This is a genomic window from Rugamonas rivuli, from assembly GCF_009380165.1.
GTDB lineage: Bacteria > Pseudomonadota > Gammaproteobacteria > Burkholderiales > Burkholderiaceae_D > Rugamonas > Rugamonas rivuli.
Genome location: NZ_WHUF01000003.1, coordinates 76,956 through 94,098, shown reverse-complemented (window position 1 = coordinate 94,098; position 17,143 = coordinate 76,956). Strand labels below are relative to the sequence as shown.

Below are 17,143 nucleotides of genomic sequence, written 5' to 3'. Positions count from 1 at the left end.
ACGCTACAACTTGGCTACAATTCTGCCTTCCAATCAAGACTTGATCCGCTACACTAATATTTACAGCACGAAATCCGGCCTGGCCGGCTTAATTTGCACGCAGTTGTTATTGCGTAACCACGAAAAGCCCGGTTTAGTGTATATTTAATTTCTTCGCTGCAATAATGATTGCATTTTGCAACCTTCTCGACAATGTTGCCCCTGCCTTCATGTTGCCAAACAACTATGCTGTTCATGCTTTACCCCTCGGAGGATTCTCATGACTTTCAATAAATCGAGTCTTGTTGGCAGTTTGCTGCTTGGACTGGGCCTCGTCTGGGGGCAGGCAAGCGCAGCGACTGCGCCTGTGGAGTGGGTCACAGCCGCCGCGGCCGACCCTTATACCGTGCAACCGGGCCCCACCAATCTGATGCCGCAGCCGCAGAACCCGCCGGCATTTGCCTGGCCGCGCTATCCGGTCTACCCGAAACCGCCGGGTTACATCCTGGAAGTGTCCAGCGGCGGCGTCGTGATCGGCACCTACACCACCACCCGCAACTTCTACCTGCCCAGCAAGGCCATGACGGCCGCCGCGACCGGCACCACCTATAGCTGGCGCGTGCGCCCGAATATCGCCAAGGTCGACTGGTCGACCCCGCGCACCTTCACGCTCTATCCGTCGGCCAAGGTGTTCGAAGTGCCGGAAAACGATGTCCTGCGCGCCCGCATCATTGCGCACGGCCGCTCGCGCATGCTGAGCAAGAACTTCCTGCCGTTCTCGAAATGGACGTCCGCCATGATGGCCGAGCGCGGCGCCGCGATTTCCGCGCTGATCCGCGAAGTCACCGCCGGCCTGACCAGTCCCCCTGCACCTGCCCCGCAAAACCTGACGGCCGTGCCGGCGGTATCCGATGGCATGCTGTTGAGCAGCGCATCCACCACCCCGCAAGTCGTGGCGCTGTTGCCGGCCAAAGTCAATCCGGTGCTGCGCCAGCTGGAAGCGTCGGCGCTGCTGTACCGCCTGATGGGCGACCCGAAATACCTGGCCGAAGCGATCGCTCGCGGCGACCAGGCGGCCGCGCTCGACCCGAGCGCCATCACCAGCTATACCAGCCAGGACCAGGTCACCCGCAGCATCGACGTTTCGCTGCTGCGCGCCGTGGATATGCTGTGGGATAACCTCGATGCCGCCCGTCGCACCCGCTGGCTTGCCGCCATCACCGCGCGTACCGAGGCGATCTATGCCGACCTGTCCGGCTCGGACGGCCGCATCGACGAGCAGCCGTTCGACTCGCACGGCGCCACCGCTTACGGCTACCTGGCCCTGATCGCCGCGATGACGGTGGGCGACGTGCCGGCCGCCGACAAGTGGTTCGACTTTGCCGTGCGTCCTTACGTCAATTCCATCTTTGTCTGGAGCGGTCCGGAGGGCGGTTACTTCCCAGGCTCGGCCTACGCCATGTACCAGGCGACTTATTCGGTGCAGCTGTGGGGCCCGTTCAAGGAAGCCACCGGCGTCGACCTGTACCAGAAACCATGGTCGATCGGCTTTGGCCGCATGCTGATGCAGTTCATCCCGCCTGGCGCCGCCGGCCTGGTGTTTGGCGACCAGCATGAAGTCGGCTTCGACTACAGCGCGCTGAAATCCTTCGCCGCCCGCACCGCCAACGCGGAAAGCGCCTGGTATGCCCGCACCGTCACCGGCAGCGAAGATCCGATCCAGCTGCTGACCTCCGAGTATCCGTTGCCGGCCTCGGCGATTACCCCGGTGGTGCCGCCGAACGCCGCGCTGTTCCCGACCATCGGCTGGGTATCCATGCACAGCGATATCACCAACACCAAGCGCACCTCGCTGTACTTCAAGTCCAGCCCGTATGGTTCGTACAACCATGCCCACGGCGACCAGAACGCGCTGGTGCTCGACAGCGGCGGCGTGCGCCTGCTGGGCGAAGCCGGCTACGAAGACTATTACTACTCGCCGACCGTGACCGCCTGGTACCGCACCACCCGCGCCCACAACGCCGTCACCTTTGACGGCGGCGTCGGCCAGCTGATCGGCGGCCGCGAGAACCTGACCCGCAACGGCAAGATCACCGGCTTCTCGACCAGCGCGGCGCTGGACTATGCCGAAGGCGATGCCACCGTCTCCTACGGTCCGGCCATCACCTCGGCGGTGCGCAAAGTGTGGTATCTGCGTACCAATAACGTCTACGTCGTCCAGGACAAGATCACCGCGCCGGCTGCGCACAAGTATGAGTGGAATATGCACTCCACCGTGCCTATCGTCGCCGACGGCAGCTCCGGCGCGAAGATCGTCAACGGCACCAGCTCGGTCTGCCTGACCTCGCTGACCCCGGACACGACGCTGACTTCCTGGACCGTGCCGTATCCATCGCGTCCGAAAGTGGTCGAGACGCATTCGGCCTTCATCAAGAACGCCGCGGTGCAAAACACCGAGTTCCTGGTGGTGCTGGACGTCGGCTGCAAACGTCCGGTGGTGACGGTGACGCCGGGCTCGAACGGCCGCACGCTGCTGGTCAACGGCCAGAGCATTACCCTGCCGAACTAAGGGACGCCGTGTTTTAATTGTCTTACTGGCAATGTTCCGAGGGGCGACTGTGATACTATCCAGTCGCCCTTTTTTATTGCCTATAATTCACTGATTCCACCCATGTCCCTCACCATCTTGCAGCTGGTCCCCGAGGCGCTGCCGACCCATCGCGCCGATGTCGCCGTCTTGTTTGGAAAATACCTGCCCCGCGCCGGCGTCGCTTGCGACATGGTCGGCATGCCGTCGGCCGCCGCCGCCGACCAGCAGGGCTACGCCTCGCTGCGGCGCCCGGCCTGGCATGCCAGCCGGCTGCTGCGCGAAGCGCGCTTCTTCTGGCTGTGCCTGCGCGCGCTGCTGGGCGTCAACCGCGGCAACTGCGACCTGGTCCAGGCGCGCGACATGGTCTCGATCGGCCTGCTGGCGATGCTGGTGGCCCGCCTCAAGGGACTGCCGTTCTGCTACTGGGTCTCGTTCCTGATGAGCGAAGGCCGCATCGACCGCGCGCGCGCGAACCTGGCCCGCAAGCGCAGCCTGCGGGCCTACATGGTGCTGTGGAAGGGGCTGGCGGAGCAGGCGGTGCTGTACCGGCTGGTGCTGCCCGGCGCCCGCCACATCTTCGTCCAGAGCGATGCCATGGTGGACTACATGGTGGCGCGGGGCGTGCCGGCCGCCAGGCTGAGCGCCGTGCCGATGGGGGTGGACATGGAATTGTTCGGCGCCGGCATCAGCGCCGGCGCGCGCCCGGCGGGCTGGGAGGGGCGGCCCATGCTGGGCTACCTGGGCAGCATGGACAAGGAGCGCCAGTTGCAGACCGTGGTCGACGCGCTGCAGCTGGCCCGCCGCCAGATCCCCGACGCCTGCCTGCTGCTGGTCGGCGCGGCGGCCAACCCCGCCGATACGGATCAGCTGATGGCCTATGTCCGCCAGCAGGGGCTGGAGGATGCGGTGCGCATCACTGGCTGGCTGCCGTCCAGCCAGGCCTGGCAGCTGCTGCTGAGCGCCGACGCCGCCGTCTCCTATGTGCCGCGCAATATGCTGTACGACGTCAGCTCGCCGACCAAGCTGCTCGAATACCTGGCGCTGGGCCTGCCGGCGGTGGGCAACGACATCCCGGACCAGGCCCACGTGCTGTCGTCCAGCGACGCCGGCTGGCTCACCGCCAGCGACGCCGCCTCGATGGCGCAGGCGCTGGTGGCGATCTTCAAGGACAGCGGCGCGGCCCGCGCCCGCGCCGCGCGCGGCCCGGCCTACCTGCGCGCGGCGCGCAGCTATGCCGTGCTTTCGGAGCAGGTGGCGCAACAATATCGGACGATTGTGGATGCTGGGAAATGAGTGTCGCCGCCCCGCACGGTACGGGGATTGCCGAAAGGATATCGAAACTGCTATATAATGCCCGACGTCAGCCCCTGCTTTGTTGCTAGTCGCTAGCCTTTCCCAACACCGCGCGCTGACTGGCGCGCGCTCCCAGAGCTTTTAAACATGTGGAAATACTCGTTAAAATTTTCGCTGCGCTCCCTGCTGCGTGACGCCGTGCGCGGCGTCGCCGCCCGCACCCTGCTGTACCCTGAGCTGGCGCGCAACGAACGCTCGGCGCCGGCGCTGGCGGCCTACGTGGCGGCCCGCTGCCGCCTGCTGGGCTTGCCCGTGCCGGCGCAGCCCAACGCCGTGCCCATGGTGGCGGACGGCGCGGCGACGATGGCCAAGGCCGACGTGCGCGGCACGCCGCAGCGCTACCTGCGCCCGCGCGGCCTGGGCACGCTGCTGCGCAACAAGATCAAGACCAGCGGCAGCTCCGGCCAGCCGCTGACCGTGGTGCAGGACCTGGCCTGCGTGGTGCGCGAGGAAGCCTTCATCCACCGCCACCTGCGCTGGATGGGTTTCGAGCCGGGCCAGCGGCGTGCCTGGATACGCGGCGACGTGGTGTGCGACGCCCAGCCGGCCGACGGCCGCTACTGGTGCTACGACTGGCCGGGCAAGATGCTGATGATGTCGTCCTACCATCTGGCCGGCGCCACCATCGGCGCCTATTGCGACGAGCTGCGCCGTTATGATCCGGTCATTATCCACGCGTATCCTTCATCCATCGCCGCGATCGCCGCCTGGCTGCATGCGCAGGGCCGGCGTTACGAGGGCGGGGCGCTGCGCGGCATCATGACCTCGTCCGAAACCATGGACGCCGACGTGCGGGCCCAGGTCGAGGCGGTGTTCGGCGTCAAGGTGTTCGACTGGTACGGCCAGGCCGAGCGCGTGGCCGCCATCGCCAACTGCGAGCATGGCAGCTACCACCTGCTGACCGACTACAGCATGGTCGAGCTGCTGGACAACGGCGACGGCACGGCCGAACTGGTGGGCACCAGCCTGAACAACCGGGCCACGGCGCTGGTGCGCTACCGCACCGGCGACCTGGTGCGGATGGGCGAGGGGCCGTGCGCCTGCGGGCGCCAGTTCCCGGTGGTGGAGGCGATCGGCGGCCGCAAGGAACGCGTGATCACCTTGCCCGACGGCCGCCAGATCGGCCGCCTGGACCACGTCTTCAAGGGCGCGGACCAGGTGGTGGAAGGGCAGATCGTGTATCGCGGCCGCGCCCGTTTCGAGCTGAACGTGGTGGTGGCGGCCGGCTTCTCGGCGGCCGACGAGGCCGAGCTGGTCGACAACTTCCTGCTGCGCGTGCCGAACGTGACGGTCAGCGTGAACCGGGTGGCGGCGATCCCGCGCGGCCCCAATGGCAAGTTTGAATTTATCTCGTTGCAGGAAGCCGCATGACGGGCGCCTGCAACCATTACCCTGAACAGGCGCGATGAGCAAAATAATTGTGATGGCCGGCACCGGCTTCGACACCATGGGCGGCATTTCGTCGGTGGTCAAAGTGTACCGCGACGCCGGCCTGTTCCAGCGCTATCCCATCGTCTACCTGGCCACCCATTGCGACGGCAGCGCGGCGACCAAGCTGGGCGCCGCGCTGCGCGCCTACGGCCGCTACCTGTTGATGCTGCTCAGTTTCAAGGTCGGCCTGCTGCACGTGCACGTGGCTTCGCGCGCCAGCTTCTGGCGCAAGATGCCGCTGTTCCTGCTGGCCTTTTTGTTCCGCATTCCGACCATCCTGCACCTGCACGGCGCCGAGTTCGTCATCTTCTACGAGCAGGAATCCGGCCCGGTGCGGCGCCGCCTGATCCGCGCCGTCTTCAACCGCGCGCACCGCGTGGTGGTGCTGTCGGACATGTGGAAGCAATGGGTGGAAAGCATAGGCGTGCGCGCGCCGGTGCAGGCGATCTACAACCCGGTGATGCTGCCGGCGGCCACCGAGTGGTCGGCGCGCGCCAGCGGCCAGTTGCTGTTCCTGGGCCGCCTGGGCAAGCGCAAGGGCACCTACGACCTGGTCGACGCCCTGTCGCGCCTGCCGGCCGCGCCGGAAGCGCTGCTGGGCGGCGACGGCGAGACCGCCCAGACCACCGATTATGCGCGGCAGCGCGGGCTGGGCGACAAGGTCCGCATGCTGGGCTGGGTCGGCCCGGAGCAAAAGGCCGGCCTGCTGGCCTCGGCGACGATCTACGTGCTGCCTTCCTATAACGAAGGCTTGCCGATGAGCTTGCTGGAAGCGATGGCGGCCGGCATGCCGGTGCTCAGCACCACGGTCGGCGGCATCCCGGAAGCGGTCAGCGACGGCGTCGAAGGCTTCCTGGTGCAGGCCGGCGACATCGATGCGCTGACCGCGCGCCTGGACCAGCTGCTGGCCGATCCGGCGCTGGCGCAGCGCATGGGCGCGGCCGCGCGGCGCAAGGTGGAAACCACTTTCGCCAGCGGCGCGGTCTTGCCGCGCATTGAACAACTGTACCAAGAACTGGGATTCGCGCGCGCATGAGCACTTTAGGCTGGAAAATCAATCGTTTGAAACTGATGTCGGTGGGCGAGATCGTCTGGCGCGTCGAACAGATGGCGCGCAAGAAGGCCAGCAAGTTCGGCCTCGGCCTGGCGGCCCGGCCGCCGCTGCCTGCGCTGCCGGGTTCGCTGCCGCGCTTCCTGCCGGCCGGCGCCCAGGGCGGCGACGCCGCCGCGCTGCTGGCCGCGGCCGACGCCATCCTGGCCGGCCGCTGGAATGTGTTCGCCATGCGCGGCGTCGCGCTGGGCTTCCCGCCGCAATGGAACCGCGATCCCAAGACCGGCACCCAGGCGCCGATGGGTCTGGGCAAGGCCATCGACTACCGCAGCGAGCGCGTGGTGGGCGACATCAAATACCTGTGGGAACCGAGCCGCCACCTGGAGCTGGTGACGCTGGCGCAAGCCTGGCGCAGCAGCGGTGAGCAGCGCTACGCCGACGGCGCCCGCGCGCTGCTGCAATCGTGGTTCGACCAGTGCCCGTATCCGCAGGGCGTGCATTGGACCAGTTCGCTTGAACTGGCGGTGCGCCTGCTGAACTGGGCCTTCGCCTGGGAACTGCTGGGCGGCGCGGCCTCGCCGCTGTTTGCCGGCGCCGACGGCCAGCGCTTCCAGCGCCAGTGGCTCGACAGCATTTACCAGCACTGCCATTTCATCCAGGGCTATTTCTCGCGCCACTCGTCGGCCAACAACCATCTGTTCGGCGAGTACATGGGCTTGTTCGTCGCCAGCCTGGTGTGGCCGTGCTGGCCGGACTCGGCGCGCTGGCAGGCCCTGTCCAAGCGCGGCCTGGAAGTGGAGGCGCTCAAGCAGAACACCGCCGACGGCGTCAACAAGGAACAGGCGGTCTACTACCAGCACGAAGTGATGGACATGATGCTGCTGTGCCACCTGGTGGGGCAGGCGCATGGCGTGGCGTTCGCGCCGGCCTATCTGCAGCGGCTGGAAAAGCTGGCCGACTTCCTGGCCGCGCTGCTGGACGCCGGCGGCCACATGCCGATGACCGGCGACGCCGACGACGCCCAGATGGTGAGGCTGGCGCACGAGGCGGGCTGGTCGCCGTACCGTTCGCTGCTGGCCAGCTGCGCGCTGCTGTTCGGCCGCGCCGACTTCAAGCGCAAGGCCGGCGCGCTGGACGACAAGACCCGCTGGCTGTTCGGCGACGCCGGCCAGCAGCGCTGGGACAGCCTGGCGCCGGCCGGCGCCGAGCAGCCGGTGATGGCCTTCCCCGAGGGCGGCTACTACCTGCTGGGCCAGCGCTTCGGCGGCGCCGACGAAGTGCGCCTGGTGGCCGACTGCGCGCCGCTCGGCTATCTGTCGATCGCCGCCCACGGCCACGCCGACGCGCTGGCGTTCACGCTGTCGCTGGGCGGCGAGGAATTCCTGATCGATCCCGGCACCTACGCCTACCATACGCAAAAATCCTGGCGCGATTACTTCCGCAGTACTGCGGCGCACAATACCGTATGCGTCGACCACCGCGACCAGTCTGAAATCGGCGGCAACTTCATGTGGCTGCGCAAGGCCAACGCGCGCCTGCTGGCGCACCAGCCGGACGGCGCGCTGCAGCGCTTCGAAGGCGAGCACGATGGCTATCAATGCCTGGCCGATCCGGTGACGCACCGCCGGGTGGTCGAGTTCGATACGAACAGAAATACCCTCGTTGTCAAAGACATATTACAATGTCGGGGTTCGCATCATGTTGCACTGCACTGGCAACTGGCGGAAGGTTGCCGTACTGAATTAAACGACGGCGTGGTGCGGGTGCTGGGCCGGCGCAGCGAATTGCAGCTGCGCTGCGGCTTCGGCGGCGGCGCCGAAGTGTTGCGGGGCAGCGACACGCCGATCGGCGGCTGGATCTCGCGCCGCTTCGACGAAAAAACCGCTATCGACACGCTGCGATGGCAAGGTACCGTAGACGGTACGACAGAAATAGTGACTGAGCTGCGGCTGCTGGTGAATGCCACGCCGGACGCGGTTCAGGTAGTAAATTAACGGTGGCATCGACAATTCATTGAGGAGTGTATTTTGAAAATCAGTATCTTTGGCCTGGGCTATGTGGGCGCAGTATCCGCCGGTTGTCTCGCCACCGACGGACATGAAGTGGTCGGCGTCGATCCCAACCGCACCAAGGTCGACCTGATCAACCAGGGCACGACTCCGATCATCGAAAAAGACATCGGCGAAATGATCGCCGCCACCGTCAAGTCCGGCCACCTGCGCGCCACCGTCGACGTGCACGACGCCGTGATGAACACCGACATGTCGCTGATCTGCGTCGGCACCCCGTCGCAGCTGAACGGCAACCTGGACCTGAGCCATGTGCGCAAGGTGTGCGAGCAGATCGGCGCCGCGATCAAGGAAAAGACCAGCTTCCACGTCGTCGTCGCGCGCAGCACCATGCTGCCGGGCTCGATGAGCAGCGTGGTCATCCCGACCCTGGAAGCGGCTTCCGGCAAGAAAGCCGGCGTCGATTTCGGCGTCTGCAACAACCCCGAATTCCTGCGCGAAGGCACGGCCGTCTACGATTACTACCATCCGCCGAAGACCGTGATCGGCGAGAGCGACGAGAAGGCCGGCGCCATGCTGGTCCAGCTGTACGAGAAAATGGATGCGCCGCTGGTGCGCACCAACGTCGAGACGGCCGAGATGGTCAAGTACACCGACAACACCTGGCACGCCGTCAAGGTGGCGTTCGCCAATGAGATCGGCAACATCTGCAAGGCGGTCGGCATCGACGGCCACAAGGTGATGGAGATCTTCTGCCAGGACACCAAGCTGAACCTGTCGTCCTACTACATGAAGCCGGGCTTCGCCTTCGGCGGCTCCTGCCTGCCGAAAGACGTGCGCGCGCTGACCTACAAGGCGCGCAGCCTGGACCTGGACTTGCCGCTGCTGAACTCGGTGCTGCCATCGAACCAGAAGCAAGTCGAAAAAGGCTTGAAGATGATCATGGACAAGGGCGCGCGCAAGGTCGGCATCCTCGGCTTCTCGTTCAAGGCCGGCACCGACGACCTGCGCGAATCGCCGCTGGTCGACGTCATCGAGCACCTGCTGGGCAAGGGCTACGAACTGAAGCTGTACGACAAGAACGTCAACCTGGCCGCGCTGACCGGCGCCAACCAGGACTACATCCTCAACCACATTCCGCACATCTCCAAGCTGATGGTCGAGTCGATGGATGAAGTGCTGGCCTTCGCCGACACCATCGTCATCGGCAACGGCGCGGCCGAGTTCAAGACCGTGCCGGGCCAGCTGAAGCCGGGCCAGAACCTGGTCGACCTGGTGCGCATCAGCGCCGAGCAAAGCGGGGGGCAGTACGATGGCATCTGCTGGTAAGCGCCGCGTCCTGATCCTGGTCGAGAACCTGCCGTCGCCGTTCGACCGCCGGGTCTGGCAGGAGGCCACCACGCTGCACGCCAACGGCTACCTGGTGTCCATCATCTGCCCGACCGGCAAGGGCTATGAAAGCCGCTACGAGGAAATCGACGGCATCCACATCCACCGCTACAGCCTGCCGCTGGAAGCGGAGGGTGCCAAGGGCTATCTGGTCGAATACTCGCTGGCGCTGTTCCACACCTTCCGCCTGGCGTGGAAGGTGCATTTCGCGCGCGGCTTCGACGTCATCCACGCCTGCAATCCGCCCGATCTGCTGTTCCTGATCGGCGGCTTCTTCAAGCTGTTGATGGGCAAGAAGTTCCTGTTCGACCACCACGACATCAACCCGGAGCTGTACGAGGCCAAGTTCGGCCGCCGCGACTTCTTCTACAAGCTGATGGTGCTGTTCGAGCGCTGGTCGTTCAAGACCGCCGACGTCTCGATCGCCACCAACGAATCGTATAAAAAAATCGCGATCGAGCGCGGCGGCATGCCGGCCGACAAATGCTACGTGGTGCGCAGCGGACCCAAGCTGGACCGCCTGCGCGTGCTGCCGCCGGTGCCCGAGCTCAAGCGCGGCCGCCAGTTCCTGGTCGGCTACGTCGGCGTGATGGGCGCGCAGGAAGGCATCGACCTGCTGCTGCAGGCCGCGCAATACCTGATCCAGACCATGGGCCGCACCGACGTGCAGTTCGGCCTGGTCGGCGGCGGCACCTCGCTGGAGCAGATGAAGCAGATGGCGGCCGACATGGGCATCGCCGACTACGTCACCTTCACCGGCCGCGTGCCGGACCAGCAGCTGCTGGAAATGTTGAACACCGCCGACGTCTGCGTCAATCCCGACGTGGCCAACGACATGAACGACAAGTCGACCATGAACAAGATCATGGAATACATGGCCTTGGGCAAACCGATCGTGCAGTTCGACCTGGTCGAAGGCAAGGTGTCGGCGCAGGAAGCCTCGCTGTACGCGCTGAAGAACGACCCGGTCGACATGGCGCGCAAGATCGTCGAGCTGCTGGACGATCCGGCGCAGCGCGAACGCATGGGCGCCTACGGCCGCAACCGCGTGGTCAACGAGCTGGAATGGGAATACGAAGCGCCGAAACTGCTGGCCGCCTACGAGCGCCTGTACTCGGCCAACGCGCCGCTGCCTGGCGCGGTCTCGTCGTTACGGAAAGAGGGCAAATGAAGATACTAGTGACTGGCGGTATGGGCTACATCGGCTCGCATACCGTGGTGGAATTGCTGGCGGCCGGCCACGAGGTGGTGGCGCTGGATAACCTGTCCAACGCCAAGGCCTCGGTGCAGCAGCGCGTCGAGCGCATCGCCGGCAAATCGTTCACCTTTGTCGACGCCGACGTGCGCGACCGCGCCGCCGTGGAGGCGGTGTTCGCCGCCCACCGCATCGATTCGGTGATCCACTTCGCCGGCCTGAAGGCGGTCGGCGAATCGGTCGAGCAGCCGCTGCGCTACTACGACAACAACGTCACCGGCAGCCTGGTGCTGTTCGAATGCATGGCCAAGGCCGGCGTCAAGTCGCTGGTGTTCAGTTCCTCGGCCACGGTGTACGGCGATCCGGCCTCGGTGCCCATCCTCGAACACTTCCCGCTGTCGGCCACCAATCCCTACGGCCGCAGCAAGCTGATGATCGAAGAGATGCTGCGCGACCTGTACAAGGCCGACCCGAGCTGGCGCATCGCGCTGCTGCGCTACTTCAACCCGGTGGGCGCGCACGCGAGCGGTCTGATCGGCGAAGAGCCGAACGGCATCCCCAACAACCTGGTGCCCTACATTGCCCAGGTGGCCGACGGCAGCCGCGAGCGCCTGTCGGTGTACGGCAGCGATTATCCGACGCCGGACGGCACCGGCCTGCGCGACTACATCCACGTGGTCGACCTGGCGCTGGGCCATTTGGCCACGCTGTCCAAGCTGGCGACCTCCGCCGGCATTTTTACCTACAATCTGGGAACCGGCCGCGGCAACAGCGTGCTGGAAATGGTGCGCGCCTTCGAAGCCGCCAGCGGACGTCCCGTGCCCTACCAGCTGGTGGCACGCCGTCCCGGCGACATCGCCGCGTGTTATGCGGACGCCAGCCTGGCCGAACGCGAGCTGGGGTGGAAGGCGCAGCGCAATGTCGAGCAAATGTGCGCCGATTCCTGGCGCTGGCAAACCACGCCTACTGAATAGGAACTTCCCATGAAAGCAATGATACTTGCAGCAGGCAAGGGCACGCGCGTGCGCCCCCTGACCTACGATTTGCCCAAGCCCATGATCCCTATCCTGGGCAAGCCGGTGATGGCCTATCTGATCGAGCATCTGCACAAGTATGGCGTGACGGAGATCATGGTCAACGTCAGCTATTTGCATGAGAAGATAGAAGAGTATTTCGGCGAGGGCCACCAGTACGACGTCCAGATCGGCTACTCCTTCGAAGGCTACACCACCGACGACGGCGAAGTCGTGCCGCAGCCGCTGGGCTCGGCCGGCGGCATGAAGAAGATCCAGGAGTTCGGCGGCTTCTTCGACGACACCACCATCGTGCTGTGCGGCGACGCGCTGATCGACCTCGACATCAAGTCGGCGCTGTTCGAGCACCGCCGCAAGGGCGCGCTGGCCTCGGTCATCACCAAGGAAGTGCCGTGGGATAAGGTCTCCAGCTACGGCGTGGTGGTGGCGGACGCCGACGGCCGCATCACCGAGTTCCAGGAAAAGCCCAGCCAGCAGGACGCCAAGTCCAACTTCGTCAGCACCGGCATCTACATCTTCGAACCGGAAGTGATCGACCTGATCCCGTCGGGCCAGACCTTCGACATCGGCTCCCAGCTGTTCCCGCTGCTGGCCGAGAAGGGCATGCCGTTCTACGCCCAGACCCGCAACTACAACTGGATCGACATCGGCAGCGTCACCGATTACTGGGAAACCTGCCAGAGCGTGCTGATGGGCGAAGTGGCCCACCTGCACATGCCCGGCATCCAGATCAACGACGGCCTGTGGGTCGGCCTGAACACCAGCATCGACTGGGAAGGCACGACCATCGAAGGCCCGGTCTACATCGGTTCCGGCACCCGCGTCGAGGCCGGCGTGCACATCGTCGGACCGACCTGGATCGGCCACGGCAGCCACATCTGCGCCGGTTCCAAGGTCGTGCGCAGCGTGCTGTTCGAGTACACTCGCGTGTTACCGAATGTTTCGTTAAATGAAATGATCGTGTTTAAGGACTATAGTGTCGACCGCGCCGGCGAGATGAAGCACGTCTCCGAGACCGATCCCGATTCGTGGGCCAATGCCCGCGACCGCCGCAGCAAGCGCCGCACCGAACAGAGCAATGAACTAACAGATAAGAGAATCAGAGCATGAAAATTTACCCAGTGATCCTGTCCGGCGGTTCCGGCACCCGTTTGTGGCCGCTGTCGCGCGCCGTGCTGCCCAAGCAGCTGCTGCCGCTGGTCTCGGACCGCACCATGTTGCAGGACACCGCGCTGCGCCTGCACGGCCGGCCGCAGATGATGGCGCCGCTGGTAGTGTGCGGCAACGAGCACCGCTTCCTGGTCGCCGAGCAGATGCGCGAGATCGGCATCGCTCCGCTGGGCATTCTGCTGGAACCGGTCGGCCGCAACACCGCGCCGGCCGTGGCCGCCGCCGCCCACTACCTGCGCGCGATCGACGCCGACGCCGTCATGCTGGTGCTGCCGGCCGACCACGTGATTGAAAACGTCGACGCCTTCTACGCCGCCATCGAACACGCCGGCGCCATGGTGGACGGCGGTGCGCTGGCCACCTTCGGCATCGTGCCGACCGCGCCGGAAACCGGCTACGGCTACATCCAGAGCGGCAAGCCGGCCGCCGCCGCGCAGTGCTACAGCGTCGACCGTTTCGTCGAGAAGCCGGATCGCGCCACCGCCGAAGGCTTCGTCGCCGCCGGCAATTACTACTGGAACAGCGGCATGTTCCTGTTCCGCGCCGACAGCTACCTGAAGGAATTGCAGCAATACGCGCCGGCCATCGCCAACGCCACCGAGTCGGCCGTCAACAAGGATTACCGCGACCTCGACTTCTGCCGCCTGGACGAAGCCTCGTTCACCGCCTGCCCGTCGGACTCGATCGACTACGCGGTGATGGAGCACACCCGCCACGCCATCGTGGTGCCGGCCGACATAGGCTGGAACGACGTCGGCTCGTGGTCGGCGCTGTGGGAAGTGCAGCAGCAGGATGCCCAGGGCAACGCCACCCGCGGCGACGTCTACCTGGACGACGTCAGCGGTTCGCTGGTGCGCGCCGAGAGCCGCATCGTGGCCGTGGTCGGTGTCAAGGACGTGGTCGTGGTGGAAACCAACGACGCCGTGCTGGTCTGCCACAAGGACCAGGTGCAGCGCGTCAAGAACATCGTCGAGCACCTGAAGACCAAGCAGCGCACCGAACACCTGCACCACACCAAGGTCTACCGTCCATGGGGCTGCTACGAGGGCATAGACATCGGCGAGCGTTTCCAGGTCAAGCGCATCACGGTCAATCCGGGCGGCAAGCTGTCGCTGCAGATGCACCACCACCGCGCCGAACACTGGATCGTCGTCAGCGGCACCGCCCGCGTGACCTGCGGCGACCAGGTGACGCTGCTGACCGAGAACGAATCGACCTACATCCCGATCGGCACCACGCACCGCCTGGAAAATCCGGGCAAGCTGCCGCTGCACCTGATTGAAGTCCAGTCCGGCAGCTACCTGGGCGAGGATGACATCGTCCGCCTGGAAGACGTCTACCAGCGCGCCTGATGCCTTGTCGCGGCGGCCCCTGCTGAAAAGCGCGGCCGCCGTTTTCCCGTCTTGGCGTAGGCAGCTTCCTACGCCGCCTGCACTACCTTCATCTTTCCCCGCTTCTCCCTCTGGCCGCGGCGCCGGGCCTGCGCGCGCGCCTGGCGGGCACGGCCACGCGCGATTGCCGTCCGCTCAATCCCGGCATGTCAGCCATGCTAGGATCGACCGGCAGTGTGGAGCAACCGGCGGCAGCGCATGCCGCGGCCGCCTTTTTCAAAGGAGGTGATCTATGAAGCGTACACAAACCGTCATGGCGGCGATGGTGCTGGCCGCGGCCGCCGGCCTGCCATGGGCGCAGGCTGCCGACATCAGCCAGGGCGTGCAAACCCTGGACCTGAGCAGCGGCAGCGCCGTGCTCAAGCACGAGTTCAGCGCCGGCAATGCCGGCAACACATTCCACGACCGCTACGATTTCACGGCCGGCGCGGGGCAGTCGCTGGGAGCTTTCGTCGCCAGCCTGAACCAGTCCGACCTGGACCTGGGCGGCGCCGCTTTCGACAGTTTTAAGCTCTATAACTCGTCCGGTTTCTCGTTCGACGGCATGAAGCAGTCGGCGCCGGGCGCGGCGGTCGAAGTGTGGGCGCTGAGCATTCCGCACCTGATCGCCGACAACTACTACCTGCTGGTCAACGGCACCGTGCGCAACAACGCGGCCGGCAACTACGTGGGCTCGGTGGCGGTCAGCCCGGTGCCGGAACCATCCACGGCCGCCATGCTGCTCGGCGGCGTCGGCGTGCTGGGCTGGCTGGCGCGGCGTCGCAAAGCCTGACAATGGCGCTATAATTCAAACGGAAGCTGCCGCTTCCGTTTTTTTTAATCATTGCGATCGAACCACTTGCGACACTTCTTCCTTTTCCTGGCCGCCGTGCTGGCGTTTTCCGGCGCGGCCCGCGCGCAACATGTGCCTGCCGCCGGCCTCGGCCCCGCCCAATTGGCGGTGGTCATCAACGATGACGAACCCAACAGTGTCGAAATCGGCGAGTACTACCGCAAGGCGCGCGGCATCCCGGCCGCCAACATGGTGCACGTGCGCATCCCGCACCGGCCGCGCAGGCTCGACGCCGAGCAGTTCGACGCGCTGAAGGCGCAGATCGACGCCAAGCTGGGCCCGGACATCCAGGCCGTGCTGATGGTCTGGACCGCGCCGTACGCGGTCGAGTGCAATTCGCTGACCTCGGCCTATACGCTGGGCCTGGACAGCAGCCTGTGCGCCAAGAGCTGCGCCCCGAGCAAGCCCAGCAGCTATTACAACTCGCCGTCGGCCAAGCCTTACACCGACTACCGGATGCGCTTGTCCATGCTGCTGCCGATCGAGTCGGTGGAGGCGTCCAAGGCGCTGATCGACCGCGGCGTGCTGGCCGGCTTCGCCATGCCGACCGGCACCGCCTATTTCCTCACCACCAGCGACGCCGCGCGCAGCAGCCGGGCGCGCTTCTTCCCGCGCTCGATGAGCGTGCCGTCCAAGAAGCTGACCATCAAGAACCTGCAGGCCGACAGCATCGAGCAGGTCAGCGACATCATGGTCTACCAGACCGGCTTGACCCACGTGCCCAAGCTGGACACGCTGAAGTTCCTGCCGGGCGCGCTGGCCGACCACTTGACGTCGCAGGGCGGGGAGTTGCTGGCTGATGCGCAGATGAGCAGCCTGCGCTGGCTGGATGCGGGCGCGACGGCCAGCTACGGCACGGTCAGCGAACCGTGCAATCATTGGCAGAAGTTTCCCAATTCGACGGTGCTGCTGGGCCAGTACCTGCGCGGCAGCAGCGCGATCGAAGCCTACTGGAAGAGCGTGGCCTGGCCGGCCCAGGGCGTGTTTATCGGCGAGCCGCTGGCCGCGCCTTACCGCCGCTAAGCCGGCGGCGCCGGGCCGCCAGCGCCACGCATCCCAGGCCGGCCAGCCATAGCGCATAGGCTTGCGGCTCCGGCACGGCGGGCAGGGTTTCGACCTGCTCCAGCCACGGCTGGCCGCCCTGGCGCGTCACCATGGACAGCACCACCGGCTGGCCTGACATCCAATCGAGCGCTTGCATCGTTCCCGTCGCCGCGTAGGCGTGCGGCGCCTGCACGGTGCTGAACCACCACATCCCGTCCGGCGTACCACCCGGCTGGCGGCGATTCCATTCCATCCAATTCTCGTATTCCTGCAGCAGCTGGTCGCGCGACAGCATCGGCTTCTCGGCCTGCTCGTTGTCGCGCTCGGCGTCGGTCATGCTGCAAGGGTCGTAGAGAAAATCGATATTGATCTTTTTGCGCTGCTTCGCTGCGGGCGGCTTGACGGCTTCGGCGGCCGGGGCGGCGTGGCCGGCAGGGTGGACGGCAGGCTGCGCCTTCAGCGCCAGCATGCAGGCGCCGTGCTGCGGCGCGGCGGCGCGCGCCATCCAGGGACTGAGCAGGGCGCAAACGATTAAGACGGTGCGTAAGGTATTCATGATGCTCGCTCCATGGCGGCAGTCGGGCGATGCGGGGCCCGGATACTCAAGCTGGCCGGGCGCGGGGGAGGGGCGCGGGCCAGAAGAATGATGCGTCAAAAAATTACCATAAGGTAATT

General features: G+C 65.6%; 13 protein-coding genes. 12 read left to right on the top strand and 1 reads right to left on the bottom strand.

The features are described 5' to 3' along the window. Window positions 1-259 precede the first annotated feature (259 nt). The 12 genes from GEV01_RS10800 (at window position 260) to GEV01_RS10745 (ending at window position 16,447) form a co-directional block, all read left to right on the top strand. The gene (locus GEV01_RS10800) at window positions 260-2,548 is read left to right on the top strand and encodes a heparinase II/III domain-containing protein (protein ID WP_152804199.1); all 2,289 of its coding nucleotides are present in this window, start codon (window positions 260-262) and stop codon (window positions 2,546-2,548) included. Window positions 2,549-2,650: 102 nt separating this feature from the next. After that, on the top strand, window positions 2,651-3,862 hold the full coding sequence (locus GEV01_RS10795) for a glycosyltransferase (RefSeq protein WP_152804198.1): 1,212 nt from the start codon (window positions 2,651-2,653) through the stop codon (window positions 3,860-3,862). Window positions 3,863-4,009: 147 nt separating this feature from the next. Beyond that, window positions 4,010-5,293, top strand: a complete 1,284-nt coding sequence (locus tag GEV01_RS10790) for a phenylacetate--CoA ligase family protein (protein WP_152804197.1) — start codon at window positions 4,010-4,012, stop codon at window positions 5,291-5,293. A gap of 34 nt (window positions 5,294-5,327) precedes the next feature. Then, window positions 5,328-6,389: a glycosyltransferase family 4 protein gene (locus tag GEV01_RS10785; RefSeq protein WP_152804196.1), complete on the top strand. Its 1,062-nt coding sequence runs from the start codon at window positions 5,328-5,330 to the stop codon at window positions 6,387-6,389. Beyond that, entirely contained in the window at window positions 6,386-8,398 is a 2,013-nt protein-coding gene (locus GEV01_RS10780) for a heparinase II/III family protein (RefSeq protein WP_152804195.1), read from the top strand. The genes GEV01_RS10785 and GEV01_RS10780 overlap by 4 nt, the downstream gene beginning before the upstream one ends. Before the next feature lie 33 nt (window positions 8,399-8,431). After that, window positions 8,432-9,742, top strand: coding sequence for a nucleotide sugar dehydrogenase (locus GEV01_RS10775; protein ID WP_152804194.1), 1,311 nt, complete (start codon window positions 8,432-8,434; stop codon window positions 9,740-9,742). Next, the gene (locus tag GEV01_RS10770) at window positions 9,726-10,973 is read left to right on the top strand and encodes a glycosyltransferase family 4 protein (RefSeq protein ID WP_152804193.1); all 1,248 of its coding nucleotides are present in this window, start codon (window positions 9,726-9,728) and stop codon (window positions 10,971-10,973) included. The genes GEV01_RS10775 and GEV01_RS10770 overlap by 17 nt, the downstream gene beginning before the upstream one ends. Then, a complete protein-coding gene (gene galE, locus GEV01_RS10765; RefSeq protein ID WP_152804191.1) occupies window positions 10,970-11,971 on the top strand; it encodes a UDP-glucose 4-epimerase GalE in 1,002 nt (333 codons plus the stop codon). Before GEV01_RS10770 ends, galE begins: the two co-directional genes overlap by 4 nt. A 9-nt stretch (window positions 11,972-11,980) precedes the next feature. Continuing rightward, complete coding sequence (locus GEV01_RS10760) at window positions 11,981-13,141, top strand: sugar phosphate nucleotidyltransferase (RefSeq protein ID WP_152804190.1); 1,161 nt, start codon at window positions 11,981-11,983, stop codon at window positions 13,139-13,141. Next, the gene (locus GEV01_RS10755) at window positions 13,138-14,553 is read left to right on the top strand and encodes a mannose-1-phosphate guanylyltransferase/mannose-6-phosphate isomerase (RefSeq protein ID WP_152804188.1); all 1,416 of its coding nucleotides are present in this window, start codon (window positions 13,138-13,140) and stop codon (window positions 14,551-14,553) included. The genes GEV01_RS10760 and GEV01_RS10755 overlap by 4 nt, the downstream gene beginning before the upstream one ends. Before the next feature lie 271 nt (window positions 14,554-14,824). Beyond that, window positions 14,825-15,364 (top strand): FxDxF family PEP-CTERM protein, encoded by a 540-nt coding sequence (locus GEV01_RS10750; RefSeq protein ID WP_152804186.1) that lies wholly within the window; start codon window positions 14,825-14,827, stop codon window positions 15,362-15,364. A gap of 66 nt (window positions 15,365-15,430) precedes the next feature. Next, a complete protein-coding gene (locus GEV01_RS10745) occupies window positions 15,431-16,447 on the top strand; it encodes a TIGR03790 family protein (RefSeq protein WP_235914327.1) in 1,017 nt (338 codons plus the stop codon). On the opposite strand, the gene GEV01_RS10740 is transcribed toward GEV01_RS10745, so the two are convergent. Continuing rightward, on the bottom strand, window positions 16,410-17,024 hold the full coding sequence (locus tag GEV01_RS10740; RefSeq protein ID WP_152804184.1) for a PEP-CTERM sorting domain-containing protein: 615 nt from the start codon (window positions 17,022-17,024) through the stop codon (window positions 16,410-16,412). The two genes, GEV01_RS10745 and GEV01_RS10740, sit on opposite strands and share 38 nt — an antisense overlap. Between the last annotated feature and the right edge of the window lie 119 nt (window positions 17,025-17,143).